Source organism: Sandaracinus amylolyticus, assembly GCF_000737325.1.
In the GTDB taxonomy this organism is placed as follows: Bacteria; Myxococcota_A; Polyangia; order Polyangiales; family Sandaracinaceae; genus Sandaracinus; species Sandaracinus amylolyticus.
In genome coordinates, this window is the sequence record NZ_CP011125.1 from 9,194,703 (window position 1) to 9,219,408 (window position 24,706).

General features: G+C 71.5%; 24 protein-coding genes. 11 read left to right on the forward strand and 13 right to left on the reverse strand.

The window, feature by feature from the left end; genetic code table 11:
• The first annotated feature begins 8 nt into the window (after nt 1–8).
• The gene (locus tag DB32_RS38870) at nt 9–803 is read left to right on the forward strand and encodes a ferritin-like domain-containing protein (protein WP_053237711.1); all 795 of its coding nucleotides are present in this window, start codon (nt 9–11) and stop codon (nt 801–803) included.
• On the opposite strand, the gene DB32_RS38875 is transcribed toward DB32_RS38870, so the two are convergent.
• Nucleotides 804–1,559, reverse strand: a complete 756-nt coding sequence (locus DB32_RS38875) for a helix-turn-helix transcriptional regulator (protein ID WP_053237712.1) — start codon at nt 1,557–1,559, stop codon at nt 804–806.
• A gap of 102 nt (nt 1,560–1,661) precedes the next feature.
• Between DB32_RS38875 and DB32_RS38880 the strand changes: the two genes are divergently transcribed.
• From DB32_RS38880 to DB32_RS38895, 4 genes are read left to right on the forward strand one after another with little or no spacing between them, the layout of a single operon-like run.
• The gene (locus DB32_RS38880) at nt 1,662–2,537 is read left to right on the forward strand and encodes an alpha/beta fold hydrolase (protein WP_053237713.1); all 876 of its coding nucleotides are present in this window, start codon (nt 1,662–1,664) and stop codon (nt 2,535–2,537) included.
• Nucleotides 2,538–2,556: 19 nt separating this feature from the next.
• The gene (locus tag DB32_RS38885) at nt 2,557–3,417 is read left to right on the forward strand and encodes a hypothetical protein (RefSeq protein WP_053237714.1); all 861 of its coding nucleotides are present in this window, start codon (nt 2,557–2,559) and stop codon (nt 3,415–3,417) included.
• A gap of 13 nt (nt 3,418–3,430) precedes the next feature.
• On the forward strand, nt 3,431–3,808 hold the full coding sequence (locus DB32_RS38890; RefSeq protein WP_053237715.1) for a MotA/TolQ/ExbB proton channel family protein: 378 nt from the start codon (nt 3,431–3,433) through the stop codon (nt 3,806–3,808).
• A gap of 32 nt (nt 3,809–3,840) precedes the next feature.
• A complete protein-coding gene (locus tag DB32_RS38895; RefSeq protein ID WP_169791696.1) occupies nt 3,841–4,359 on the forward strand; it encodes a zf-TFIIB domain-containing protein in 519 nt (172 codons plus the stop codon).
• A gap of 9 nt (nt 4,360–4,368) precedes the next feature.
• Here DB32_RS38895 and DB32_RS38900 read toward each other — a convergent pair whose 3' ends face one another.
• Together DB32_RS38900 and DB32_RS38905 are read right to left on the reverse strand one after the other, a co-directional pair.
• A complete protein-coding gene (locus tag DB32_RS38900) occupies nt 4,369–5,628 on the reverse strand; it encodes a serpin family protein (protein ID WP_075097734.1) in 1,260 nt (419 codons plus the stop codon).
• 33 nt (nt 5,629–5,661) lie between these two features.
• Nucleotides 5,662–6,669: a beta-ketoacyl-ACP synthase III gene (locus tag DB32_RS38905; RefSeq protein ID WP_053237718.1), complete on the reverse strand. Its 1,008-nt coding sequence runs from the start codon at nt 6,667–6,669 to the stop codon at nt 5,662–5,664.
• Between the two features lie 343 nt (nt 6,670–7,012).
• Here DB32_RS38905 and DB32_RS38915 point away from each other — a divergent pair, with 343 nt between their 5' ends.
• Together DB32_RS38915 and DB32_RS38920 are read left to right on the forward strand one after the other, a co-directional pair.
• Entirely contained in the window at nt 7,013–8,371 is a 1,359-nt protein-coding gene (locus tag DB32_RS38915) for an MFS transporter (protein WP_053237720.1), read from the forward strand.
• Nucleotides 8,368–8,907 (forward strand): YaeQ family protein, encoded by a 540-nt coding sequence (locus tag DB32_RS38920; protein WP_053237721.1) that lies wholly within the window; start codon nt 8,368–8,370, stop codon nt 8,905–8,907. The genes DB32_RS38915 and DB32_RS38920 overlap by 4 nt, the downstream gene beginning before the upstream one ends.
• Nucleotide 8,908: 1 nt before the next feature.
• Here DB32_RS38920 and DB32_RS38925 read toward each other — a convergent pair whose 3' ends face one another.
• From DB32_RS38925 to DB32_RS38955, 7 genes are all read right to left on the reverse strand, one after another.
• On the reverse strand, nt 8,909–9,295 hold the full coding sequence (locus DB32_RS38925; RefSeq protein WP_053237722.1) for a response regulator: 387 nt from the start codon (nt 9,293–9,295) through the stop codon (nt 8,909–8,911).
• Nucleotides 9,296–9,470: 175 nt separating this feature from the next.
• Nucleotides 9,471–11,747 (reverse strand): sensor histidine kinase, encoded by a 2,277-nt coding sequence (locus DB32_RS38930; protein ID WP_053237723.1) that lies wholly within the window; start codon nt 11,745–11,747, stop codon nt 9,471–9,473.
• A 97-nt stretch (nt 11,748–11,844) separates the two neighbouring features.
• On the reverse strand, nt 11,845–12,270 hold the full coding sequence (locus tag DB32_RS38935) for a hypothetical protein (RefSeq protein ID WP_053237724.1): 426 nt from the start codon (nt 12,268–12,270) through the stop codon (nt 11,845–11,847).
• A 170-nt stretch (nt 12,271–12,440) separates the two neighbouring features.
• A complete protein-coding gene (gene aceK / locus DB32_RS38940) occupies nt 12,441–14,165 on the reverse strand; it encodes a bifunctional isocitrate dehydrogenase kinase/phosphatase (RefSeq protein WP_053237725.1) in 1,725 nt (574 codons plus the stop codon).
• A gap of 43 nt (nt 14,166–14,208) precedes the next feature.
• Nucleotides 14,209–14,805 (reverse strand): macro domain-containing protein, encoded by a 597-nt coding sequence (locus DB32_RS38945; RefSeq protein ID WP_053237726.1) that lies wholly within the window; start codon nt 14,803–14,805, stop codon nt 14,209–14,211.
• A gap of 2 nt (nt 14,806–14,807) precedes the next feature.
• Nucleotides 14,808–15,701: a hypothetical protein gene (locus DB32_RS38950; protein WP_157070063.1), complete on the reverse strand. Its 894-nt coding sequence runs from the start codon at nt 15,699–15,701 to the stop codon at nt 14,808–14,810.
• Nucleotides 15,702–15,733: 32 nt separating this feature from the next.
• Entirely contained in the window at nt 15,734–16,213 is a 480-nt protein-coding gene (locus DB32_RS38955) for a deoxycytidylate deaminase (RefSeq protein ID WP_053237728.1), read from the reverse strand.
• Between the two features lie 143 nt (nt 16,214–16,356).
• Between DB32_RS38955 and DB32_RS38960 the strand changes: the two genes are divergently transcribed.
• Nucleotides 16,357–17,604 carry a trypsin-like serine protease gene (locus DB32_RS38960; protein ID WP_053237729.1) on the forward strand — a complete coding sequence of 416 codons (1,248 nt, stop codon included), beginning with the start codon at nt 16,357–16,359 and terminating at the stop codon, nt 17,602–17,604.
• Here DB32_RS38960 and DB32_RS50185 read toward each other — a convergent pair.
• Nucleotides 17,586–18,533, reverse strand: coding sequence for a ribosomal protein L7/L12 (locus tag DB32_RS50185; RefSeq protein ID WP_083458320.1), 948 nt, complete (start codon nt 18,531–18,533; stop codon nt 17,586–17,588). The two genes, DB32_RS38960 and DB32_RS50185, sit on opposite strands and share 19 nt — an antisense overlap.
• Nucleotides 18,530–20,377, reverse strand: coding sequence for a hypothetical protein (locus tag DB32_RS47635; protein WP_053237731.1), 1,848 nt, complete (start codon nt 20,375–20,377; stop codon nt 18,530–18,532). Before DB32_RS47635 ends, DB32_RS50185 begins: the two co-directional genes overlap by 4 nt.
• Nucleotides 20,378–20,689: 312 nt before the next feature.
• Here DB32_RS47635 and DB32_RS38980 point away from each other — a divergent pair, with 312 nt between their 5' ends.
• Complete coding sequence (locus DB32_RS38980; protein WP_053237733.1) at nt 20,690–22,894, forward strand: alkaline phosphatase D family protein; 2,205 nt, start codon at nt 20,690–20,692, stop codon at nt 22,892–22,894.
• Nucleotides 22,895–22,941: 47 nt separating this feature from the next.
• On the opposite strand, the gene DB32_RS38985 is transcribed toward DB32_RS38980, so the two are convergent.
• On the reverse strand, nt 22,942–23,811 hold the full coding sequence (locus DB32_RS38985; RefSeq protein ID WP_157070070.1) for a hypothetical protein: 870 nt from the start codon (nt 23,809–23,811) through the stop codon (nt 22,942–22,944).
• Between the two features lie 173 nt (nt 23,812–23,984).
• Here DB32_RS38985 and DB32_RS38990 point away from each other — a divergent pair, with 173 nt between their 5' ends.
• Both DB32_RS38990 and DB32_RS38995 read left to right on the forward strand, forming a co-directional pair.
• A complete protein-coding gene (locus DB32_RS38990) occupies nt 23,985–24,197 on the forward strand; it encodes a hypothetical protein (RefSeq protein ID WP_053237735.1) in 213 nt (70 codons plus the stop codon).
• Entirely contained in the window at nt 24,194–24,706 is a 513-nt protein-coding gene (locus DB32_RS38995) for a hypothetical protein (RefSeq protein WP_053237736.1), read from the forward strand. The genes DB32_RS38990 and DB32_RS38995 overlap by 4 nt, the downstream gene beginning before the upstream one ends.

The window sequence follows — 24,706 nt, forward strand, 5'->3', positions numbered from 1 at the left end:
AGAGGCGCGTGGACGCGCCGCGCGAGGGAACGGTCGAGCGATGGGCGTGGGAGTACGTCCGCTCGACCGACCTCGCGCACAAGCTCGCGCCCCCTCCGGTGCCGCGCGTGTGGGACGAGGCACCGTGCGCGCTGCGGATCGACGCGCCGGGGCGTCCTGCCGAGCTCGTGCGCGCGGACAAGCGCGCGAAGACGCCGCGCCCCGAGGCGCTCCGCGATCCGCGCAAGCGCGCCGAGCTGCTGCACGTGTTCGCGCACCACGAGCTCCAGGCCGCGGAGCTGATGTGCCGCGCGCTCCTGCTCTTCGTGGAGCGCGACCCGGCGTTCCGGCGCGGCTTGTTGCGCATCGCGCTCGACGAGGTGCGGCACCTCGCGATGTACGACGCGCACCTGCGCGCGCTGGGCTTCCGGTTCGGGAGCTTCCCGGTGCGCGACTGGTTCTGGGAGCGCGTGCCCGCGGCGGAGAGCGCGGAGGCGTTCGTCGCGATGCTCGGCGTCGGGTTCGAGGGCGCGAACCTCGATCACACGCGGCGCTTCGCGGACGCGTTCCGCGCGGCCGGCGACGAGGAAGGCGCGCGCCTCCAGGAGGTCGTGGGCGACGAGGAAGTGCCGCACGTGCGCTTCGCGGTGCAGTGGCTCGAGCGATGGAGCGGCGGCGCGCTCGAGCTCGACGCGTGGCGCGCCCGACTGCCCGCGCCGATCACGCCGATCGTGATGCGCGGGCGGCCGCTCGATCGCGCGCGGCGCGCGCGGGCGGGCATGGACGACGCGTTCGTGGACGCGCTCGATCGCTGGACGCCGTGATCAGTCGGGGCGCAGCACCGCGAGCCGCACCACGTCGGCGCGGTTCGCGGCGCCGAGACGCTTCATCACCGACGCGAGCAGGTTGCGCACCGTGTTCGGAGAGAGCTCGAGCGCGCTCGCGATCGCCGCGTTGGTGTGCCCGAGCGCGACGTGCTCCACGATCTGGCGCTGGCGCGGCGTGAGCCGGCCGTCGCTGCACACGAGGCGCGCCATCACCGCCGCGCGGGGTGCGCCGTCGAGCCGTGCGTGCAGCGCGTCGCCCGCCGCGAGCATCGGCGCGAGCGCGCGCAGCAGCGAGAGCTCGGCCTCGTCGTAGGGGCGATCACGCCACCGCACGAGCACGAGCAGCGCGACGATCCGCCCTCGGACCACGAGGTGCACGAGCGCCGTCGCGCGAGGACGGCGACCGAGCGCGGCACGCATCGCGGCGTCGAACGCGACGCGCGCGGCACCGCGCGTGGGCAGCGCCTCGCGATCGCTCGCGACCCCGCCGCGCGCCAGCGCGACGTCGCGCAGCCGGCCGAGCTCGACCGCCCACGCGTCCCAGCGAACGGTGCTCGCCGCGAGCCGCGCGGGGTCGAGGCCACGCACCGCCGCGGTCTCGAGCGGCACCCGCGGCGAGCCCGCGTGCATCATCGCCGCGTCGAACAGACCGCGCGCCGCGAGCGCGTCGAGCACGCCGTCGCGATACGTGCGCAGATCGGGCGCGCTCGCGGCGAGGAGCGCGATGCATCGTGCGAGGTCGTCCACGCGCATGGTACGAACGTACCACGGAGGCTGCGTACGGGGCCGCCCACAGTCGTGCTCATGACGACGACCTCGAGCTCTGCTTCCCTCGCACGTCGAAGCTCCTCTGCCGTGGCGCAGGCGAGCGATCTGCCGCCCTGGCTCGACCGCGCGAGCTACCCGTGGACCCCGCGCACGTTCGAGACCTCCGAGGGTCGGATGCGCTACCTCGACGAGGGCGAGGGCCCGACCGTGCTGCTCGTGCACGGGACGCCCTCGTGGTCCTTCGAGTGGCGCGAGGTCGTGCGCGCGCTCGCGCCGCGCCATCGCGTGATCGCGCCCGATCACCTCGGCTTCGGGCTCTCCGACAAGCCCGACGCGCCCGAGATCCTCGCGCCCGCCGATCACGCGCGACGCCTGCGCGCGCTGGTGAGCGCGCTCGAGCTACGCGACGTCGTGCTCGTCGTGCACGACTTCGGAGGCCCGATCGGGCTGCCGCTCGCGCTCGAAGAGGGCTCGCCGGTGCGCGCCGTCGTCGTGACGAACACGTGGATGTGGGCGCACGAGGATCCCAAGGTCGCGCGCCTCTCGCGCTTCGTCGCGTCGCCGCTCGGGCGCTGGCTCTATCGTCGGCTCAACGCGTCGCCGCGATGGCTCGTGCCTGCGTCGATGGGCGATCGCAGCAAGCTGACGCGCGACGCGCACCGCCACTACCTCGCGCCCTTCGGCTCGTGGGCGGAGCGCGCGGCGCCTTGGAAGCTCGGCGTCGAGCTCGCGGGGTCGAGCCCGTACTACGCGTCGCTGTGGGCGAAGCGGAGCGCGCTCGCGAACGTGCCGCTCGAGATCGTCTGGGGCACGCGCGATCCCGCGTTCACGACGCGCGAGCTCGAGCGCTGGCAGCAGAGCTTCGCGCACGCGCGGACGCACACGCTCGACGTCGGGCACTTCGTCGCCGAGGAGGCGCCGCAGGCGCTCGCGTCGGTGATCGCGTCGGTCGCGAGCCGCTGATCCTCTGCTATCTCCGTGCGTGGCCCGCGCGTGGGTGCTGAACCTCGACGCCGAGCACGAGCTCGAGCTCGGCCGTCGCTACACGCCGTCGCGCGAGCTGCGCGCGCGGGTGCGCGCGATCGGGACGGCCCTCGCGCGCTCGCTCGAGCACGGCGACGTGGTGATCGCGCCGGACGAGGACGTGTCGGTCGACGTCGCGTCGTTCGTGCCGCGCGCGTGGTGCCCCACGCCGCGCGCGCTCGAGGTGCTCGCGAGCGTGGGTGCGCCGATCGACGATGCGCCCTCGTTCGAGACGCTGCGCACGGTGAACGAGCGCGGCTTCGCGGCGACGCTCGCGGGCGACGAGCTGCCCGGATGTCTGCGCGCGACCGAGCTCGGCGCGATCGAAGCGCACGTCGCGCGTCCCGGCCCGAGCGGCGCGTGGCTGCTCAAGCGCGCGTTCGGCGTCGCGGGGCGTGGCCAGCGCCCGCTTCGTCCGGGCGCGATCTCGGACGCGGATCGCGCGTGGATCGTCGCGTCGTTGCGCCGCGGTGCGCTCTACGTCGAGCCGCGCGTCGAGATCATCCGAGAGCTCTCGGTGCACGCGTGGGCGACGTGCGGCGTGCACGTGCGCTCGATCCGCGAACAACACGTGCAGGACCGCGCATGGCTGGGCAGCGAGCTCGCGCGCGATCTCCCGAGCGCGATCGAGAACCCGCTGATCGACACCACGGAGCGCGTCGGGCGCGCGCTGATCGAAGCGGGCTATCACGGCCCGTTCGGCGTCGACGCGTACCTGTGGCGCGCGTCGAGCGGTGCGATCGCGGTGCGCACGCTCGGCGAGATCAACGCGCGCTACTGCATGGGCTGGGACGCGCGCGACGGCTGGGATCCACCCTGATAGCCTGGCGCGCATGATCGAAGAGCTCGTCTCGACGGTGATCTTCGGCGCGGAGACCCTCGCGCTCGTCGCGCTCGTCGTGTGGGGGCGCTGGGTCGGGAAGCAGCTCGGCGGCGGGTGGCGCGTCGCATCGTACCTGCCAATCGTCGCGATCATGCTGCAATTCGCGGGGATCTGCGGGACGGCAGCGATGCTCGTCGGCGCGTTCGATTCGGTCGCGTCGGCCGACGCCGCGAGGCGCGCGACCGTGCTCGCGCGTGGCATCGCGGACGCGATGAACGTGACCGCGATCGCGGTGCTCGTCGCCGTCGTCCTCGCGATCGCGTCCGCGGTGCTCTTCGCGATCGGCACCGCGAAGGTGCGCGCTGCGCGCGGTCCGCGCGAGGGCTGATTCTCGCGGAGCGCGCGTGTACGATGCGCGCGATGCTTCGCTGTCCGAAGTGCTCTCTCGCCCTCGTCGCCACCCATCACGACGCATTCGGATGCGCCCGCTGTGGCGGGCTCTGGGTGCGCGAGGGCGCGCTCTCGTCGCTGCCGGAGTCGCTGGGCGGCACCGTCGATCCGGCGACTCGCGCGCCGAACGACGGGCGCACCGGGCTGTGCCCCGACGGCCACGGGATCCTGCTGCGCGCGCGCATCGACGACGACGAGGGCGCGGCGTTCTACCTCGAGCGCTGCAGCGCGTGCCGCGGCGTGTGGTTCGATCCCGGCGAGTGGTCGCGCATCGCGTCGAGCGAGCTTCGCACCAAGCTCGACGCGCTCTGGGATCCGGCCGCGCGTCGCGCCGCGCTCACCGCGCGCAACGAGGCGCGCCTCGCAGAGGACCTGCGCGCGCGCCTCGGTGATGCGCTCCACGATCGTCTCGTCGATCTCGTCCGCGCGCTCGAGTCGCACCCCGATCGCGCGATGGCGCTCGCCTACCTCGACGAGCACCTGCGCTGACCCGCTGCGTCAGCGCGGATCGACGACCCGACCGGCGAACAGGATCGCGCCGCTGCGCGTGTCGCGCAGGAAGAACAAGAACGGGTGATCCGCGTGGAAGCTCGGCGGCGGATTCGCCGGCATGCTCCGCACCGCGACGACCACGCCGGTCGCCGCCGCGGCCTCGGTGCCCTCCTCGTTCACCTCGACGAACACGCGGTGATAGACGTCGGAGATCGCGAGCGCCTGCGCCCCGTCCGCGCTCATCCCCGAGAGGTCCGCGCGATCCGAGAACGCGATCGCCATCCCGAGCCCCTCGAGCTCGGTGCGCAGCGCGAGCGATCCCGTCTCGATGCGGAAGCGCGGGAGCCGCACGTCGACGTCGTGGCGCTCGGTGACGCGCCCCGCCCACTGCTCGACGCGCGTCGCGTCGAGCGTCTCCTCGACCGCCGCGAGCCCGTCGCGCTCGCGCGGGAGCACGATCATCATCGCGAGCTCGTCGCCGGTGTACGGCAGCTCGAGGATCTGCACGCCCTCGTCCTCGCCGTAGCGTCCGCCGCGCGCGTGCATCGTGGGCACTGCGACGCTCGCCTCGCCGCCGTTCGCGAAGAACGGCAGGTCCTCGGTCCGCGCGCGATCGAACTCGTGCTGCCAGCGCCCGTGGAAGTACACGGCGTTGACGAGGACGAGCCGGGTGAGCGGGTCGATCGACCCCGACGGGAGCAGCTCGCGGATCCGCTCGCGCGTCTGCGACGACACCCACTCGTTGATGTGCGCGCGCGAGGCCTCGGCCGCGCTCACGAAGTCGAGGCGCTCGGCCTCCGCGCCGAAGTGATCGCGCGTCGCCGCGAGGTACGCATCGCGGAACGCGTAGGAGTCCTCGGCGAACAGCCGGTTCGCGACCGCGAGCGTGTAGGTCTCGCGCGGCGCGTTCCACGCGCGCACCAGCGCGCCGGCCGCGGGCATCGTCGCGTCGGGATCGGTCGCGAGGTGCAGCGTCCGCTGCATCGCGGTCGCGGTCTCGCCACGCGCGCCGCCGTACGTCATCGCGAGCGCGGTCGAGAGGCTCGCGGGAGAGATCGCGAGGTTCCCGGTCTCGCCGCGCGCCCGCAGCGCGCGCCACACGTCGAGCCCGAACGCGCTGGTCGCGGTCGCGAACGCGCGCGCGTCCGCGGGATCGGCGGGGGTCACCTGGGTGGCCGGCGTGGTCGAGGTGCTCGAGGAGGTCTGCGAGGGCCCCCCGCACCCGGCGAGTGCGAGCAGGAGGGCAAGGACGATGCGCTTCGTCATGCGGTCGCTAGACGTACGACCGCGCGATCCGGTTCACCAGCGGATCACGGCGCTGCCCCACGCGACGCCGCCGCCGAGCGCGCAGAAGAGCACGCTCTGCCCCGCCTTGATCGCGCCCTCGCGCACCGCTTCGTCGAGCGCGATCGGGATCGACGCGCTCGACGTGTTCCCGTACCGCGCGAGGTTCAGGTAGAAGCGCGTGAGCGGCACCCCGGTGCGCTCGGCGACGCCCTCGAGGATCCGCAGGTTCGCCTGGTGCGGCACGACCCAGTCGAGATCGTCCGCCGCGACCCCCGCCGCCGTGAGCGCGGCCGCGCTCGCCGACGAGAGGTTCTTCACCGCGACCTTGAAGATCTCGCGGCCGTTCATCTCGACGAAGTGTCGCTTGAGCTCGAGCGTGCGCGCGCTCGCGGGCTCGGCGCTCCCGCCGCCCGGGATGCGCAGCGCCGACGCGTAGCTTCCGTCCGCGTGGATCGCGGTGCTGAGGATCCCGCGCCCGTCGCCGCGCGACTCGCTCACCACGACCGCGCCCGCGCCGTCGCCGAAGAGCACGCACGTGCTGCGATCGCTCCAGTCGACCACGCGCGAGAGCAGCTCGACGCCGACGACCATCACGTGCTTCGCCGCGCCCGCACGCACGAACTTGTCGGCGATCGAGAGCGCGTAGCAGAAGCCCGCGCACGCCGCGGCGATGTCGAACGCCGCGCAGTCGTTGCGCGCGCCGATCTTCGCTTGCACGAACACCGCGGTCGACGGCAGCGGCATGTCGGGCGTGACCGTCGCGACGATGATCATGTCGATGTCGCGCGCGTCGAGCTCCGCCGACGCGAGCGCACGGCGCGCGGCCTCGGCCGCCATGTCGCTGGTGGCCTCGCCCTCCGCGGCGATGCGCCGCTCGCGGATCCCGGTGCGCTCGACGATCCACTGATCCGTGGTGTCGACGCGCGACTCGAGATCGCGGTTCGTCATCACGTGCGAGGGCACGTAGTGACCCGTTCCCGAGATCCGAGATCCCGCCGTTACAGTCGTCGCGTGCCCCATGCGGTCCCCGGCCTACTCGGTCCCTGGGCGCGCTGTCCACCCGAAAGCAGCGTCGACGGTCACGAATCGGTCACGCACGCCTCCTGACGAACCGGTCAGGTTTCGCCCTGTTTTCTCGGCGCAACTATTGTTCGCGACAACGACGAGCGCGTGCGTCGCGCGCACAGCGATGAAAAACGCGCGCTCGATCGCGCCACGAGGGGCGCGCGGCACGCGTGTGCGCTGGAAGTCGAACGTCGAGCTTCACCGTGACGCGCGATCTCGACACCGGGTCGCCCAGCAGCGGCGCGCGGCGATCTCGCGCGCGTGACGCCGCCACCGCGCGCGTGCATCCTCGCGCGCGATGACGACCAAGGAGCAGGAGGAGCGCGTCCCGCTGCGCGAGGTCCTGTCGCGGCTCGCGCGCGCGTCCCGCGGCTTCTGGCTCGTGAACTGGGTCAATTTCGGCGATGGAATCGCGTACTTCGGGTTCCTCTCGCTGCTGACGCTCTTCTTCCAGCACGACGTCGGCATGGACGCGCGCGGCGCGACGATCGCGACGAGCACGTTCACCGGGCTCGTCACGCTCTTCATGGTGCTCGGCGCGGGCGCGCTCTCGGATCGGCTCGGCGCGCGCCGCGCGCTCACCGTCTCGATCGCGATCGTGCTCGTCGGACGCGTGCTGCTCACGCTCTCGCCCTCGCTCGGCGCAGGCACCGGCGCGGCGCTCACCGCGGCGTGGATCGCGATCCTCGTGATGGGCTTCGCCGAGGGCGCGGTGCAGCCGGCGCTCTATGCCGGCGTGAAGCAGTACACGGACGAGCGCACGGCCTCGATGGGCTACGCGTTCCTCTACTCGATCATGAACCTCGGGATCTTCCTCGGGGAGATGGTCTCGCCCTTCGTGCGCGAGCAGTTCGCGCATCACGTCGAGGGCGTGTCGGTCGAGGACGTGCCGACCGCGGGCATCACCGGCTCGTTCTGGTTCTTCACCGCGGTCACCGCGCTCGTGCTGCTGGTGAACGTCGTCTTCTTCACGAAGAAGGTCGAGGCGCGCGATCGCATCGCCGAGCCCGCCGCGCCCGCCGAGACGGGCTCGCTCGTCGATCGCATGAAGCGCCTGCCGATCCTCGACGCGCGCTTCCTCTTCTTCATCTTCGCGCTGCTCCCGGTGCGCACGCTCTTCGCGCACCAGTGGCTCACGATCCCCGACTACGTCACGCGCGCGTTCCCCGCCGAGGTCGGCGCGCGCGTCGAGTGGATCCAGGGCCTCAACCCGATCGTGATCGTGTTCGCGGTGCCGCTGCTCACGATGGTCACGCGGCGCATGCACGTGATCGACGTGATGATCCTCGGCACGCTCGTCTCGGCGAGCGCGACGTTCCTGCTCTCCGCGCCGCCGTCGCTCGCGCTCCTGATCCTCTACGTCGTGATCTTCACGCTCGGCGAGGCGATCTGGTCGTCGCGCTTCCTCGAGCACGTCGCGGATCTCGCGCCGCCGGGACGGCTCGGCGTGTACATGGGCCTCGCGGGCCTGCCGTGGTTCCTCGCGAAGACGGTGACCGGCTTCTACGCGGGCTCGATGCTCGACGCGTTCCTGCCGGAGGGCAGCCCGGGCTCGCCGGGCACGATGTGGACGATCCACGGCGCCGTCGCGATGGTCTCGCCGATCCTGCTCGTGATCGGGCGCAGGTGGATGATGACGAAGGACGAGGCGCGATGACGCTCACGGCGACGATGCGAAGGTTCGAGATCGAGCTCGCGGACTCCGATCGCGGCGTGTACGAGACGCTCGATCTCCGCGTCGCGCAGCATCCCTCGGAGACCGATCGTTACCTCGTCGCGCGCGTGATCGCGCGCTGCCTCGAGCACGACGAGGGCGTGGACTTCACGCGCGGTCTCGCGGAGAGCGACGAGCCCGCGCTGTGGCAGCGCGACCTGCGCGGCGATCTGCGCGCGTGGATCGAGGTGGGCTCGCCCTCCGCGGATCGGCTCCACAAGGCGAGCAAGACCGGCGCGCGCGTCGTCGTGTACGCGTGGAAGAACGTGCCGCAGCTCGCGCGCGAGATCGCGGAGCGCGGCGTCCATCGCGCGGACGAGCTCGCGCTCGTGGCGCTCGACGGCGCGTACCTCGACGCGATCGCGACGACGCTCGACCGCGTGAACCGCTGGTCGCTCTCGGTCAGCGGCGGCGCGCTCTACCTCACGATCGGCGGGAAGCTGCTCGAGGGCGGCGTCGAGCGCGTCTCGATCGCGTAGCTCAGTCCATCGCGAACCGGCGATCGACCACCTCGCGCAGCACCGCGCCGAGCGTGGTCACGTCGACGGGCTTGCGCAGGAACGTGTCGAACATCCGCAGGAGCGGCGTCGTCGGGATCACGCTCCCGCTCGCCGCGACGATCGCGAGGCCGGCGGTGCGCTCGTCGCTGCGCAGCGTGCGCGCGAGCTCACGGCCGCTCTGCCCGTTGAGGTTCACGTCGGTGAGCACCACGTGTGGCAGCCGCGCGACGATCGCCCGTAGCGCGTCGTCGGGGTTCTCGAAGACCCGCACTTCCCAGCCGTCGCGCTCCAGCATCTCGCGATAGATCGCGCGCAGATCCGCGTCGTCCTCGACGACCACGACCGAGCGGGGCTCGGAGATCCGCATCCCGCTCGAGCGTCGCGCCCGGCGCGCGCGCGCTGCCGCCGCGCGCTCCGTGGGGACCAGCTCGTCGATGTCGCTCGCTCTGCCACTCCGTGCTCGTGAGCTACCGCTCATCACGGACCTCCCTCGTGCGCCGCTCACATCGGCGCGCGACCTCCCGTGACAAGGCCGGGACATTTCACGCGAGAGGCAGCACGAGCCGGAACGTGGTGCCCTGCTCGGTGCTCGACTCGAACTCGACGGTCCCGCCGTGCGCGATCGCGATCTCGCGCACGATGAACAGCCCGAGCCCGACGCCCGCGCCGCCTCGCTGCGCGCGCTTGAACGGCTCGAACAGCGTGTCGCGGATCCCGCCCGGAATCGGCGCGCCCGCGTTCCACACCGAGAGCTCCGCGTGCCCGTCGCGCCGCACCGCCGCGACGCGCACCGGCCGCTCCGGCTCGCCGTGGTGGATCGCGTTCACGAGCAGGTTCGTGAGCGCCTGCTGCACGCGCGCCGGATCCCATTGCCCGCGCAACGCGGCGCACTGCTCCACCTCGATCGGGGAGCGCGGATGCGCCTGCCGGGTCTCGGCGACGACCTCGTCGATCAGCGCGCAGAGCTCGACCGGCTGCGTCGTGATCGGCACCGCGACGCCCGCACGCGCGCGCTCGTAGTCGAGCAGGTCGTGGATGAGGGCGCGCATCGAGTCCGCGCTCCGGTGGATCCGCGCGAGCAGCGCGGTGTCGGTCCCGCCGACCGCGCCCTTTCGCTCCAGCAGGTACACCGCCGAGAGGATCGCGCCGAGCGGGTTGCGCAGATCGTGGCTCACGATGCCGACGAAGCGCTCGCGCTGCTCCGCCGCCTGCTCGCGCTCGCGCTCGAGCGCCTTGCGCGACTCGATGTCCTCCACGAGCGCGATCGCGATCGCGCGCTCCTCGCCCTCGGCGTGGAACGCGGCGAGCACCGCGCGCACGCACACCGTGGTGCCGTCCTTGCGCACGAAGCGCGTCTCGTGCTCGGTGCTCGTGCGCGGCCCGTGCAGCACGGCGTGGAACGCGGCGCCGCACGCGCTGCGCACCGAGGCGTCCGCGAGGTCGTCGAGCACGCGCCCGCGGAGCTCGTCCTCGCCGTAGCCGGTGATCGCGCAGAGCCGCGGGTTCGATCGCGTGATCTCGCCGGTCGCGGGATCGAGCTCGGCGATGCCGATGGGCGCGAGCGCGAAGAGATCACGGAAGCGCTGCTCGCGCGCCGCGATCACCCGCTCGGTTCGCTTGCGCTCCGTGATGTCGGTCGCGATCGCCGCGGTCGCGAACGTGCGCTGCTCCGCGTCGCGCACCGGAAAGCGCGAGACCAGGAACGTCGAGCCGTCGGGCGCGACCTCCTCGCGATCGATCGCATGGTCGAGCTGCCGCACCTCGACGTCGTGCGCGTAGAGTCGGTCGCCGAGCTCGCCGCCGACGATCTCGCGATCGTCGCGCCCCACGATCGACGCACCGCTCGGCGCGAGCAGCTCGGCGAAGCGCCGGTTGGTGAGCAGGTAGCGCCCTTCGAGATCCTTCACCGCGACGAGCGCGGGCGAGTGATCGATCAGCCCCTTCAGCAGCTCGCGGCTCTTGCGGAGCTCCTGCTCGCTCCGCCAGCGCTCGGTCACGTCGCGCGTGACCTTCGAGAACCCGCAGAGCACGCCCTTCGCGTCGTGGATCGCGGTGAGCGTCACCTCGGCGAAGAAGCGCGTCCCGCCCTTGCGCATCCGCCAGCCCGCGTCCTTCGCCAACCCGTCGCGCGTGGCCGTGTCGAGCATCCGACGAGGTCGCTCCGGGCGCTGCTCGGGCGGATAGAGCACGTCGAAGCGCTGACCGAGGATCTCGTCCGCGCGGTAGCCGGTGATGCGCTCGGCGCCGACGTTCCAGGTGCGCACGTGCCCGTCGACGTCGAGCAGGATGATCGCGTGGTCCGCGACGCTCGTCACGATGCGGCGGTACGCCGCCTCGCTCTGCGCGAGCGTCGAGCGCGCTTCCTCTTCGTACGAGCGCGCCGCGACCGCCATCGCCTCGTCGATCGCGGTGTGCACGAGCTCGAACGCATCGAGCTCGGGCGTGCGATCCTGGCGATGGAGCAGCTCGACGACCGTCGCGCGGAACACCGAGAGCTCGCGCAGGACCTCGTCGAGCGCATAGCCCTCGCGGAAGCGCTCGGCGGCGTGGGCCTCGGCGTGCGCGCCGTGCCACACGGTGCGGCCGATGTCCCCGGCGGGCGCCTGCGTGACCGCGCGTGCTTCGAGCGCCGCGACGAGGTCTGCCACCAGCCGCGGCATGTGATCGACGAGGTACGGCTGCGGCAGATCACGCGCCGGACCGGTCACCGCGTGCCCGGTGCGCACGCGTCGCGTCCACTCCTCGATCAGCCCGTCGCGCGAGCGCTCGAGCAACGCGGCGACGTCGGCGCTTCGGAGCACGAGCGACGCATTGGGCACGCGCCGATCGTCGCGAGCGCCGTACCAGAGCGCGCGCGAGCGCGAGGGGCGCCGCGCCCCGGATCGTCCGAGGCGCGGTGCTCGCGCGAGAGGAGGATCAGCCCGCGGCGAAGAGGATCGACGCGAGGATCATCCACACGCCGACGCCGATCGCGACCAGGCCCATCGTGCCCTGGAAGGGCGCGAGCTTCGCGATCGTCTGGTCCATCTTCGCCTGCGCGGTCGCGTCCTTGATGAACGTCTTCAGCACGCCGACGCCGAGCAGCAGACCGAGCGCGACCGAGAGCAGCGAGTCCGCGAGGAACGTGAACCAGTAGATCGGGAACGTCGTCATCCAGCCGATGTTCAGCACGCTGCTGATGACGCCCCACACACCCCACAGCGCCGAGATGGCGCCGATCCAGCCCTGGTAGGGCGCGAGCTTCGCGATCGCGTCCTTCGCGTCGGGCCGACGCGCGATGATCAAGCTCGCCGCACCGAGCACACCGAGCACCACGAGCCACAGACCATTCACGATTCCCATGTCGAGCCCTCCTCGTCAGCGCAGCGTCCTGTCTGCGCGAGCGGGCCGACTCTCCGCAAGCCCGGCGCCAGGGACAGCGCGCGAATTCATTGAGGAATTCGCCGAGCAAAGTCCGCGCGGAGCGCAAGAGTTGCGCGCACGAAGGGCGCGATCGGGCCGCGAGCCGCCGATCACTCGAAGCGTCGGCTGAAGCGCAGGTTCTCGGGGTACGGGAAGATGTCGGCCTGCTCGCCGCGACGACAGCGGTCCTGCGCTGCGATCCAGAACGCGGGGTCCATCAGGTCGCCGTGGAGCTCCATGAAGATCTCGCGCTGCTTCGGATCGGCGAACAGGAACGTCGGGAACTGCTCGGGGAACACGTCGTGGGGGCCCACCGAGAACCACGGGTCCGCGCTCATCTCGTCGTCGTAGTCGCGCGCCTTCGGGATGCGGCGGAACTTGAAGTCGGTGAGATAGCCGATCTCGTCGTAGTCGTAGAACACGACGCGCCCGAAGCGCGTGATCCCGAAGTTCTTCAGCAGCAGATCGCCCGCGAAGATGTTCGCGCTCGCGAGCTCCTTGATCGCGTTGCCGTACTCGCGGATCGCGGCGCGCGTGCGCTGCTCGTCGCTCTTCTGGAGGAACAGATCGAGCGGGACGAGGCGCTTCTCGATGTAGAGGTGCTTCACGATCAGCTGATCGCCCTCGATGCGGATCATCGAGCTCGCGACGCTCTTCAGCTCCGCGAGCAGCTCGGGCTCGAAGCGCTCGAGCGGGAACGCGACGTGCGAGTACTCGAGCGAGTCCGCCATGCGCCCGACGCGATCGTGGTGCTTCACGAGCAGGTAGCGATCCTCGACCTTCGCGCGATCGACGTCCTTCGGGGGCGGGAACCAGTCGCGGATCACCTTGAACACGTAGGGGAACGAAGGGAGCGTGAAGACCGCCATGACCATGCCCTTCGTGCCCGGCGCGACCGTGAAGCAGTCCGACGAGTGCTTCAGGTGCAGCATCATGTCGCGATAGAAGAGCGTCTTGCCCTGCTTCTGCAGCCCGACGAGCGTGTAGATCTCGGAGCGCGGCTTGCGCGGCAGCATCGACGAGACGAACTGCACGAACGCGGCGGGCACCTCCATGTCGACCATGCAGTACGCGCGCGCGAGCGAGAACACGCGCCCGATGTCCTGCGGCGAGAGCAGGAGCGCATCGAGGAACATCGCGCCCTGCTCGTCCTTGAGGATCGGCACGACGAACGGGTACTCGCGGTAGCCGTTGCGCGCGCGCCCGCAGAGATACGCGGCCTTGTTGCGGTAGAAGAGTGACGAGAGCACCTGGATCTGGAAGTCGACGTCGCTCGTCCACGGTCCGCCGAAGTGCTCGGCCACCGCGCGCTCGAGGCGATCGAGATCGCGCTCGAGGTCCTGCCACTGGCCGCGCAGCTCGTAGCTGAGCACGACGTCGCGCAGCGCGCCGCGCAGGCCCTCGCCGCGATCGTAGAACGAGCGGTAGTCGGGCTCGCCGCCGGTCAGGTACTCGGTCGAGATCGCGGGGCGCCAGAAGATGTACTCGTTGCGGTAGTAGCGACGATCGAGCACGCGACAGGCGACCGAGTTGAAGAACGTCTCGGCGCACTCGGGCTGTCGGTGCTCGTAGAGCAGCTGGAAGTAGGCCTGCTTCACGTGCGGCCAGATCAGCTCCTCGACCGTCGCGAGCGGGAAGCGATCGGAGACGAGATCCACCGCTTCGCGCACGCGCTGATCGTAGAAGTGGATGCGCGTGCGGCCCGCCTCGCGCGACGCGGCCCAGTCGGCGCGCTCGAAGCGATCCTTCGCGGCGCTGCTGATGTCGCGGAAGATCCGGTAGTGCTTGTCGAAGCCGCGGAGGATCTCCGCGGCGATCTGCTCGGCGAGCTTCATCGGTGCCGCGGAGTGTACGTCGCGGCGAGAGCGCGTGGGCCGATCAGCTGGTGCGCAGCGCGCGATGGATCGCGTGGATGCGATCGAACGACGGGATGCGCGCGGGCTCGTGCACCTGGCGGTGCGCCATGCGCATCTGCACGGCGCAGCGCTCGGGGTCCATCGCGCCGATCCCCGTGCCGAGCCCGGGACAGAGCAGCGTGTCGATCGCGCGCGAGGGCGACGCTTCGTTGTGGGCGCGCACCGCGAGCAGGATCGCGCGGAACGCGACGTAGGCGTTCACCGTGCTCGCGATGCTCTCGGGCGCGCGCATCGTCGGCGCCGCGACGAGCCACGGCCAGCGCGCGTGGCCGGTCTCGACGATCTCGGCCTGGCCGACGTGGAGCTCACCGTGGTGTCGCTCGACGATGCGCTGCTGCAGCGCGCGCTGGACGTCGTGCCCGAGCTGGTCGCGGATCGCGCGGTCGATCCCGCCGTCCATGATGCCGAAGCTGTTCGCGGGGCTGACCATCGCGTCGGCGTCGTGCGCGAAGAAGTCGCCCGCGGAGACGCGCACGCCCTCGACATCTTCGAAGGCGCGCTGCCACGCCTGCACGAGCGGCGCGTGATGATCGACCAGGAGGATCGTGCTCGGGAGCATCGTCAGGGCGCGTCGCGGCGGTTGCCGCAGGTGTCGACGCTCGGATCATCATCGCACGTCGGCGCGACGCACGTGGGCTCTCCGGCGCAGCCGGCGCCGCCGCACTGGTCGCAGCAGATCGTCCCGCCGCCGCACCGCGCGCGCTCGTGGCAGCGCTCGCCGGGGTTGCGCTCGAAGCAGCGCGTGCCGTCGACGCAGCCGCGCAGCGAGTCGAACACCTGGGTCACGCCCGGGCAGTGGCACGCGAGCGCGGCGCACGCGAGCTCGGACTGCTCGCCGCACTGCGAGTGCACGCAGAAGGGGCCCCACTCGCCGCCGGTCTCGGCGCAGAGCACGTCGGGCGGAAGCGGATCGACCTCGGGACAGCCCGCGATCACGCAGCCGACGCCGGGCTCGAAGCGCCGCTCGTCACCGCAGTCGCACACCGGCATGCCGCGGATGCACACCTCGGGCGGCGGGAACCCGCACTCGAAGTGCCCGCACTCCTCGGCCCACCACAGCCACTCGCCGCCCGTCGACTCGCACAGCGCGGCATCGCACGCCGCGTGCGCGGCCTGGCACTCGCCCTGCGAACGGAAGCCGCGATCGCAGTCGGCGCCCTCACAGGTGCCGCAGTCGATCGCGAAGCACGAGTCGCCGTTCCAGTGCCAGGTCGGCAGCCCGTCGCACACGATGTCGACGCACAGCGCCTGGCGCGCGTCGGCGGGATCACACGAGACGCGCGCACCGCCGTCGAGGACCAGCGAGGCGTCGGGACCGACCTGCGCGTCGTGCAGGAGGATCGCCGCGTCGACGGGCCCTCCATCTCGCTCGGTCGCCCCTCGCCCGTGCGAGTCCGCGCAGCCGACCAGACCGAACGCAACGAGGTGTGCCAGAGCGAGACGCGAGAAGCGCATGACCATCGCCTCCAGCACTCCGAGTGCCACCGCTACACGGTGCCGAGCCGCGGATCTTTCGGACCCTCGACCACCTGCACCTCGACGCCGTGCGTCTTGAGGTACTGCACGCCGTTCTCGCCCGCGTAGCCGCCCTCGACGATCAGCACGCGCGTGATGCCCGCGTGGTGGATCATCTTCGCGCACATCAGGCACGGCTCGCCCGTCACGATCAGCCACGCGCCGCGGCACGCGACGCCGCTCGCCGCCGCGTTGCACACGACGTTCATCTCCGCGTGATGGCAGCCGACCTCCATCCGCGTGCCCGACTTCACCTGCAGGGTGTCGCGCAGGCACTCGGTGCCGCCGCAGAGCTCTCCGCCGCCGCGCGGACCGCCGTTGTAGCCGTCCATCAAGACGACGTTGCGCTCGGGGTCGAGGAGCAGCGCGCCGAACTTGCGGCGCGGACAGTTGCTCGCGTTCGCCAGCGCGAGGCACTGCTCGATGCGGATCCGGATGTGCTTGTCCTTCATCGCTCTCCCGGCGCCGGCACATTAGGGCGCGGTCTCGAACAAGTCGATCGCGGAAAGCGCGGGATGCAGTGGGGCGCCGGCCCGAATCGGACGTGAGGTCGATCATTGGAGCGAGGACTGGGGCGCCAGCATCCTGCGCGGCCATGCGCCGGCCGGTCTCGATTCTCCTCCTCGTGCTCGCAGGCTGCTCCACCGGCACGGACGAACCACCCGCGGTGGTCGACGGAGGCGGCACCCAGACGCCCGACGCGCGCACAACGACCATCGACGCTGGGCCCGCGGGCACGTGCGACGAGCGCCTCGTGCCCCTCGTCTACAACGGGACGCGCGAGCCCACGGCGATGCCGCTGACGCCGGGGCAGATCCTCGCGATCGGCTCGTGGGACGGCTGCAGCGGCACGTTCATCACCGACGAATGGGTGCTCACCGCGAGGCACTGCGGGATCCGCGTGGGGGGCTCGTTCTGCGTCGGCGCCGATCCGCGCAACCCGAACGTGTGCTTCACCGCGGCGCAGGTGCAGAACCACCCGAGCCAGGACATGACGCTGGTGCGCATGGACGCGGCCGCGTCGTCGCGCATCGCCGAGCTCGAGCCGATCGCGATCAACACGACGATGCTCGACGACACGTGGCTCGGACGCACCGCGGAGGCCGCGGGCTACGGCCAGCAGGAGGACGGATCGAGCGGCGAGCGCGAGTTCACGGCGGAGCCGATCGTCGCGTTCGAGAGCCCGCAGTTCCTGGTGATCGACGGGATGGGCGAGCGAGGCGTCTGCTTCGGCGACTCGGGCGGTCCGGTGATGATCGTCGCGGACGACGGCAGCGTGCGCGTCGCGGGCGATCTCAGCTACGGCGATCCCAACTGCCTCGGACAGGACCGCTACTCGCGCACGGATCTCGCGGTCGAGTGGATCGAGTCGTTCACCGGGCCGACGAACGGCAGCACCGACTGCGCGACGCTCGGGAGCGAGGGGCGCTGCGTCGGCGAGACCGCCGTGTGGTGCGACGGCGAGACGCCTCGGAGCGAGCGCTGCGAGACGTGCGGCTGGGACGCCGCGGCCGAAGGTTATCGCTGCATCACCGCCGCCGATCCGTGCGAGGGCCTCGACGAGGCGGGCGCGTGCGCAGGCGTCGTCGCGCGATGGTGCGATCGCGGCGTGGTGCGCGAGCGCGACTGCGCCGCGTGCGACGACGGAACGTGCGGCCGCGTCGACGGTCGCGTGGGCTGCGTGGACGACCCCTGCGGCGGCGTCGACTACCTCGGCCGCTGCGACGGAGACGTCGCGGTGTGGTGCCACGAGGGCACGATGCTCCGCACGCGCGACTGCGCGGCGGAGGGCCTGCGCTGCGAGTACGTGAACGACCGCGTCGGCTACTTCTGCGCGCGCTGACTCCGCTCGGCGCGCGCGCCCTGCGCCGCGAGGTGCGCGATCCAGCGGTTCGCGTCGGCGATGCTCGCGGCGTCGCCGACGCGCGCGGGCGTCGACTCCACCAAGCGCTTCGCGTCCGCGAGCCCGAGCCCGGTGATCTCGCGGATCGCCTTGATCACCGCGATCTTGTTCGCGCCGGTCCACGTGAGCGTGACCTCGACGCCCTGCCCCGGAGGCGCGTGCAGGAATTGCGGGAGCGCGCCCGGCACCGGCGCGCCGCGCACGTCGATCGCGTGCGGCGCGTCGAGCCCGGTGATCTCCGCGCGACGCACCGCGTACGCCATCGGCACCTTCGAGTACGACGCGAGCGCGATCGAGCCGTGCCGGTACGTCGCGTCGCGCAGCGCGATCACCGAACGACCGTTCAAGAACATCGAGAGCCGGTCGCCCTCGGCGCGGACGCGCAGCTCGTTGAGCGCGCCGGGCTCGCGACGCACGGCGTCGGACGCCGCCCACGGCACGAGCACGCGCGGCTCGGTGCCGGTGACGAGCTGCAGCGAGAACGTGCCGATCGTCGAGAGGTGCGCGGCGTAGTGACCGCTCGCGCCCTTGCGGAGCATCAGCGTCACGCGCGACGTCTCGAGATCGCCCCAGAGCAGGCGCAGCGCGATCGTCGCCTCGAAGTCGTCGAACGTGCCGTGCGACTCGAGCGACGTGAAGTACGTGTCCTCGCGCGGCTCGGTCTGGACCAGCAGCTCGTCACCCTGCTCGCGCGTGCGTGACTCGTAGACGCGCCAGCCGGCGCGCGGCGCGAGCGACGCGAGCACGTTCCGCGGTGCGAACGGGCTCGGCTGCGCGACGCGGCAGTACGCGCAGCGGACGATCGTGCCTTCGACGTGCGCGGGATCGAGCGGCGCGCTGCACGCCGCGCAGAGGAACGCCTTGCTCATCGCGAGAAGTCGCAGCTCCCGCCTGCGCAGCCCGCGGGCACCTCGACGCTCGCCTCGCCGGCCCACGCGGACTGCACGAAGCCCATGATCTGCTCGCGCGCGGCGTCGGCGGCGGGCCCTTCCTCGGCGGCGAAGCCGTGGATGTCGAGCGCGTCGGTGCTCGCGACGCGGTACTGCGTGATCGCGCTCGCGCCCGCGATCGTCGTCGCGCCCTGCAGGCCCGCGATCGGCACGATCGGCGCGCCGATCATCGTCGCCTCGAGCACGCGGGCCGCCATCTCGCTCCCCGGGTTCGGCAGCACCGGGTCGCCGATGCTCTCCTGCAGCAGCGCGACGATCGGGTGCGGGCCCCGGATCTCGTCGACCCACGACGCGCCGTCGCACTCGTCGAGCTGCGTCTGCGCGATCGCGACGACCAGCGGCACGTGGAGCTCGCCGCCGTTCGCGATCGAGATCAGCCCGCGGATGTACCCGAACTGCAGCGCGTCGCGCACCCACGTGGCCCAGCCGGCGCCGCCGACGTTGAGCACCGCGTGCTGCACGTCGGAGTTCGCGGCGGTGAACACGAGGCCCATCGTGCCGCCCAGCGATCCACCGACCCAGATGGGCACCGAGTCGTCGGGACGACGTCCGACGTGCGGGTTCGGCATGCCTCCGAGCTGCTCGGCGGAGAGCGCGTCACCGAGGATCGTGCTCGCCGCGCGACGGATCGCCGATGCGTCCGCGACCGCTTGCACGAGGCCCGCCGCCGCTGCGCTCGAGCCCTGCGCCATCTGCGCGAGATCGAGGAACGTGTCGATCACGGTCGTGTCGGTCCAGCGGTAGAACTCGATGCCGATCTTGGCGGCCCCGGCTTCGGCGATCGCGTCGTCGAAATTCCCGTCGCGCACGTTGCCGCCGGTGCCGTGCCCGTACATCAGCATGCGGTAGTCGCCCTCGCCGCGCGGGATCACGATGCGGAACGGCGCGTCCCGGGTGCCCATCGCGACCGGTGCGCCGTCGTCGTCGGCGGCCAGCCCGGTGTCGGTCAGGAAGCTCGGCAGCCCGACGAGCCGTCCCATCACCACGCTCGCGACCGGACCTTCGTCGCGATGCTCGACCTCGTCGATCGCGACCTCGACCTCGCCGGCGTCCACCGCGGCGATCGCGGCCTCGCGCATCGCGCGCAGACGGCGCAGGGGATCCTCGGCGGAGCGCGTCGTGAAGTCCCACGTGCGCAGCACGCGCTCGGGATCGATCCCGGCCTCCGCGATCACCGCGCGCGTCGGCGCGTGATAGCCGGCGAGGTCCGCTTCGTCCTCGGTGTGCGCCGGCTCGAGCGCGAGCGCGACGCGCACGACGCGGTCCTGCTCGATCGCGGCGCCGCTGTCGTCGCGCAGGCCGTCGGTGATCACGACGACGTAGTCGGTCGCGGCGTCGAGCGGCGCGAGCGGATGCGCGATCACGAGCGACGACGTGCTCGTCTCGGGCAGGAACGTCTCGATGCGCAGCGGCACCTCGGTCGCGTCCGACGCCGCGAGGAGGTGCACCTCGCCCTCGGTGGTCGCCGGATCGACGTGCAGGGGGAAGCCCGCGACGAGCGTGCTGACGCGCGAGAACCCATCGGCCCGGGTGAGCACGCTGCCGTCGTCGCGCGGGTTCAGCTGCGACATGTCGACCGCGAGGCGCAGCCCGGTCTCGGTGCTCGGATCGGCGACCGTGAACGCGTTGCTCGGCCACGGCATCAGGCAGTGCGTCGCGTCGAGCTCGTCGCACGTGCGCGAGAGCGGCGTGCGATCGCCGAGCGCGCGATCGGGCGAGGTGAAGATCGGTGGCTCGCTCTCGCACGCAGCGAGCAACGCCATCGAGGTGGAGAAGAAGAGAGGCGAAAGAGCGAAACGACGCATCGCGCAGCGAGGATCACCGCAGCACGACGGGGCCGTAAAGAGCCGCTCGTTCCACTCGGTGCGCGAGCACACCTCGTCCGCCATCGCGCACGAATCGGCCGATGCGGCCATAGGCGCACGCCACGACGGGCGCTCGCGCGACTCGCCCGCCGGTGCGCCCGCAGTGGAGGTGCGGGCACCACACGCGCGCGTGATCGCGCCACGATCGTACGTCGCCGATGCGCGTCCCGTCGCGTAGGCTGCCCCATCCGGTGGATGGAGGAAGCGCGAATGGGGATGCCGCCGATCGGTCGACGAAGGTTCCTGAAGACGGTGGTGGTGAGCGCGGGCGCGGTGACGCTCGCAGGTTCGCTCTCGGGATGTGGTGACGACGGCGGAGGCGACGGCGATCCCTCGGGGACGTTCCCACAGTCGGTCGCGTCGGGAGACCCGCGCACCGACTCGATCGTGCTGTGGACGCGCCTGGATCGCGCGGGCGAGACCGTCGACACGACCGTCACGCTCGAGCTCGCGCTCGACGAGGCGTTCTCGATGCGGGTCGAGCTCTCGAGCCCCGAGATCCCCGTGGAGGCCGCGCACGACCACTGCGTGCGCGTGAAGGTCGACGGGCTCGAGGCCGGCACTCGCTACTACTACCGCTTCGTGTACGAGAGCGTTCGCTCGCGCGTCGGTCGCTTCAAGACCGCGCCGGCGCGCGACGCCGACGTGCCGGTGCGCTTCGCGATCGTGAGCTGCCAGGACTACGTCGGTCGCTTCTACAACTCGTATCTCCCGCTGCTCGACGCGGAGAACGACGAGCTCGACTTCGTCGTGCACCTCGGCGACTACATCTACGAGACGACCGGCGATCCGAGCTTCATGAGCGCGTCGGACGAGCGCGCGGTCGAGTTCACCGACACCGAGGGCGCGATCGCGCTCGAGGAGGACGGCGAGACGTTCTACGCCGCGCGCTCGCTCTCGAACTACCGCGAGCTCTACAAGACGTACCGCAGCGATCCGATCCTGCAGCGCGTGCACGAGCGCTTCCCGTTCATCGTCACGTGGGACGACCACGAGTTCGCCGACGACTCGTGGCAGGACGTCGCGACGCGCAGCGGCGGGCGCGAGGACGAGCGCGATCCCGATCATCGCCGCAACGCCGAGCAGGTGTTCCTCGAGTTCCACCCGATCGCGCGCGACATCGCGGGCGAGGACGCGGCGGGCTCGCTCGTGGGCAGCGCGACCGAGAGCCTGTTCCCCGAGAACCGCATCTACCGCGACCTGCGCTTCGGGCGTCACCTGCACCTCGTCGTCGGCGACTACCGCAGCTATCGCCCCGATCATCCGATCGCCGAGAGCGCGTGGCCGGGCACGGTCGTGATGACCGAGGCGCAGGTGCGCGCGGTGCTCACGACGCGCGAGACCGAGGGCCGCCTGCCCGAGGGCCAGACCGCGGACGTCGCGTTCGAGATGGGCGGCTATCGCCCGTACGTCGATCTCGCCGACGCGGCATACGCGGACTACAAGACCGCGCTGCAGACCGCGCTGACCGGCGCGTACACGGCCGGCGGCGCGCCCGCCGAGCGCGCCGCGACGCTCGCGACGGAAGCGACCGCGGGCGCCGCGGATGCCGCGGTCGTGAACGCGACGCTGACGGCCGCGGGCGTCGCGCTCCCGCCGATCGAGATCACCGACGAGCTCCCGCGCGGGCTCTCGTACGCCTCGCTGGGCAAGAGCGGTCTCTTCGGATCGATCGGCGCGCGCTATCTCGTGGTCGCGCGTCACTACGATCTCTGGGCCGAGCACCGCGCGCCGAGCGCGCCGCATCCGCTCGGCGAGGCGCAGCTCGGGTTCATGCGCGAGGCGATCGACGCGAACGACGACGCGACGTGGACCGTGCTCGGATCGAGCGTGTCGTTCTCGCCGCTGATCCTCGACGTGACGCCCTTCGCCGCGCAGCTGCCCGAGGGCTTCCCCGCCGAGCAGTTCTATCTGAACGTCGATCACTGGGACGGCTTCCCGCTCGAGAAGGAAGCGCTGCTGCGCGACGTGCTGCGGCCGCGCAACGCGCTGGTGATCTCGGGGGACATCCACTCGGCGTTCGTCACCGATCACGACGGCGAAGGTGGACGGGCGATCGAGCTCACGACCCCGGGCATCAGCAGCGGGAACTTCCGCGAGCTGCTCTATGGGAGCGCGCAGCAGCTCCCGAGCCTCGCCGGCAGTCCCGTCGTCGAGAGCGTGCTGACCCTGCTCGACTCGCTGATGATGACCGCGCGGCCGCAGCTCAAGCACTCGCGCACCGACGTGAACGGGCTGATCGTCGCGCAGCTCGACGCGACGGGGCTCGAAGCGACGCTGATGCAGCTGCCGCCCGAGGTCGTGCGCGAGAGCTTCTACGAGCGCGCCGAAGAGCTCGCGCCGCGGTGGCAGATCGTGCGTTATCGCGTCGCGCGCACCGCGGAAGGCAACGGCCCGATCGAGATGGTGAGCTGAGCGCTCGAGCGCGAGCGCGGGTCGATACGCCCGCGCTCGCGCGTCGCTCACTCGAACGCGCGCGCGATGTCGCGCGCATCGTCTTTGCGGGTCCGCTCCGCGTAGAAGACGCTCTCGAGCGTCGTGTCGAACGAGAGCAGCATCAGCGACGTGACGTACGGCACGAACGCGTAGAGCGTCACGAGCAGCGTCGCGACGCCGCCTCGCATCCCTGCCGCGGCCACGAGGAGGAGCGGCGCGTTGGTGCTGCCGTAGATCACGACCGCGATCACCGCCCAGAGCACACGCGCGAGCGCCATCGAGCCGCGGTGGCCGCGCAGGAGCTCGACGCTGCGCGAGAGCGCGGCGACCGCGCCGCCGCGCTCGTGGAACGCGACCGGCCCCGACACGCCGAGGAACGTGCGCACCCCGATCATCCCGGCGAGCCCGGCCGCGTACGCCGCGAGCATCGCGAGCGCGATGCGCACGGCCGGGTCCATCCACCCCTCGGCCACCCACTCCAGCAGCACGAGCACGGCGCTCGCCGGCACGATCGCGACGGCCGCATCCACGACCACGCGCGCGAGCATCGCCGACGCGATCACCTCGATGCGCGCGAACCCCGCGTTGAACGCGTCGCTCGAGGAGATCGGCGCGCCCGCGCGCTCGCCCGCCACGATCGCGAGCGTCGCGCCCTGATGGATCGAGAAGATCGCGACCGTCGCGATCGCGAACACCGGCAGCACGATCGCGATCCCGATCGACGACCCACTGCCGCTGAGCAGCATCGCGGGCATGTAGACCACGATCGTCACGCAGCAGAGCACGAGCAGCGCGAGGACCACGAAGCCGACGTTCCAGCGCAGGTGCGCGAAGAAGCTCCGGCGGAACGAGGCCAATGTCGCGCGCAAGACGTCGGCGGCGGAGATTGGTCGCATCACGCGAAGCTCTCACGACCGTGCCCGCGCGTCGACGGCGACAACTGCGCGCAGTCATTCGTGAAATACGGGTATGGCGGCGCGGGTGCGCGAAGGTGGACGTGCCGGTCAGGAAACAGTCCGGAAAGAATCGATTGACGGTCTAGGACTGAACTATCGATACTGATCCACGCATGGGGGTACGGCTGCAGGCCATCGTCGACCGCGTGCGGACCGAGTCCAAGGGACTCCCGAACGTGGATCTCGCGAGGCTGAACTTGAAGGTTGGACGACCCCTCTCGCGCCAGGCCGCCGAGCTGCCGGACGATCCGACGCTCGTCGCGCTGGCCGAGAGCATCGCCCGAGAGATCCTCTCGGAGAGTGGACGAGGAGGCGGACGAGGATGAGCGAGCCCGTGTTCGATCGCGAGAAGGGCACGATCGTGATCGGAGGCTCGCGCCTCGTCTTCCACTGCCATCACTACAACGTGTTCCTGCAGCGCTCGCTCGAGGACGCCCTCGGCGATCGCGCGGTGAGCATCCAGCGTCGCGCGGCGACCGAAGCGTCGCGCACGATGCTCGAGCGGCTCTTCGCCCAGGCGCCCGACGAGACGTTCGCGGCGCGCATGTCGCGCGCGGCGAGCCTCTTCGCGACGCTCGGCTTCGGTCGTGCCGACGTGAGCGAGCTGACGCCGATGGGCGGGCTCGTGACGATCTCTCCGTCGCACTACGCGGTGGGCTGGATCGCGAAGTTCGGTCCTTCGTCGCGGCCCGTCGATCACTTCGCGACGGGCTTCTTCCGCGGCGCGCTCACCGCGGCGACCGGTCTCGCGCCCGAGCGCGTCGACGCGGAGCAGCGCGCGTGCGCGAGCATGCGCGAGGGTGACGCGACCGAGATCCTCCTGAAGGTGCGTTGA

Excerpts from the sequence above, each read along its gene's own strand:
- DB32_RS38875 (WP_053237712.1), bottom strand. The coding sequence starts at position 1,559 with ATGCGCGTGGACGACCTCGCACGATGCATCGCGCTCCTCGCCGCGAGC.
- DB32_RS38890 (WP_053237715.1), top strand. The coding sequence starts at position 3,431 with ATGATCGAAGAGCTCGTCTCGACGGTGATCTTCGGCGCGGAGACCCTC.
- DB32_RS38895 (WP_169791696.1), top strand. The coding sequence starts at position 3,841 with ATGCTTCGCTGTCCGAAGTGCTCTCTCGCCCTCGTCGCCACCCATCAC.
- DB32_RS38900 (WP_075097734.1), bottom strand. The coding sequence starts at position 5,628 with ATGACGAAGCGCATCGTCCTTGCCCTCCTGCTCGCACTCGCCGGGTGC.
- DB32_RS38905 (WP_053237718.1), bottom strand. The coding sequence starts at position 6,669 with ATGGGGCACGCGACGACTGTAACGGCGGGATCTCGGATCTCGGGAACG.
- DB32_RS38915 (WP_053237720.1), top strand. The coding sequence starts at position 7,013 with ATGACGACCAAGGAGCAGGAGGAGCGCGTCCCGCTGCGCGAGGTCCTG.
- DB32_RS38920 (WP_053237721.1), top strand. The coding sequence starts at position 8,368 with ATGACGCTCACGGCGACGATGCGAAGGTTCGAGATCGAGCTCGCGGAC.
- DB32_RS38925 (WP_053237722.1), bottom strand. The coding sequence starts at position 9,295 with ATGCGGATCTCCGAGCCCCGCTCGGTCGTGGTCGTCGAGGACGACGCG.
- DB32_RS38935 (WP_053237724.1), bottom strand. The coding sequence starts at position 12,270 with ATGGGAATCGTGAATGGTCTGTGGCTCGTGGTGCTCGGTGTGCTCGGT.
- aceK (WP_053237725.1), bottom strand. The coding sequence starts at position 14,165 with ATGAAGCTCGCCGAGCAGATCGCCGCGGAGATCCTCCGCGGCTTCGAC.
- DB32_RS38945 (WP_053237726.1), bottom strand. The coding sequence starts at position 14,805 with ATGCTCCCGAGCACGATCCTCCTGGTCGATCATCACGCGCCGCTCGTG.
- DB32_RS38950 (WP_157070063.1), bottom strand. The coding sequence starts at position 15,701 with ATGCGCTTCTCGCGTCTCGCTCTGGCACACCTCGTTGCGTTCGGTCTG.
- DB32_RS38955 (WP_053237728.1), bottom strand. The coding sequence starts at position 16,213 with ATGAAGGACAAGCACATCCGGATCCGCATCGAGCAGTGCCTCGCGCTG.
- DB32_RS38960 (WP_053237729.1), top strand. The coding sequence starts at position 16,357 with ATGCGCCGGCCGGTCTCGATTCTCCTCCTCGTGCTCGCAGGCTGCTCC.
- DB32_RS50185 (WP_083458320.1), bottom strand. The coding sequence starts at position 18,533 with ATGAGCAAGGCGTTCCTCTGCGCGGCGTGCAGCGCGCCGCTCGATCCC.
- DB32_RS47635 (WP_053237731.1), bottom strand. The coding sequence starts at position 20,377 with ATGGCGTTGCTCGCTGCGTGCGAGAGCGAGCCACCGATCTTCACCTCG.
- DB32_RS38980 (WP_053237733.1), top strand. The coding sequence starts at position 20,690 with ATGGGGATGCCGCCGATCGGTCGACGAAGGTTCCTGAAGACGGTGGTG.
- DB32_RS38985 (WP_157070070.1), bottom strand. The coding sequence starts at position 23,811 with ATGCGACCAATCTCCGCCGCCGACGTCTTGCGCGCGACATTGGCCTCG.
- DB32_RS38990 (WP_053237735.1), top strand. The coding sequence starts at position 23,985 with ATGGGGGTACGGCTGCAGGCCATCGTCGACCGCGTGCGGACCGAGTCC.
- DB32_RS38995 (WP_053237736.1), top strand. The coding sequence starts at position 24,194 with ATGAGCGAGCCCGTGTTCGATCGCGAGAAGGGCACGATCGTGATCGGA.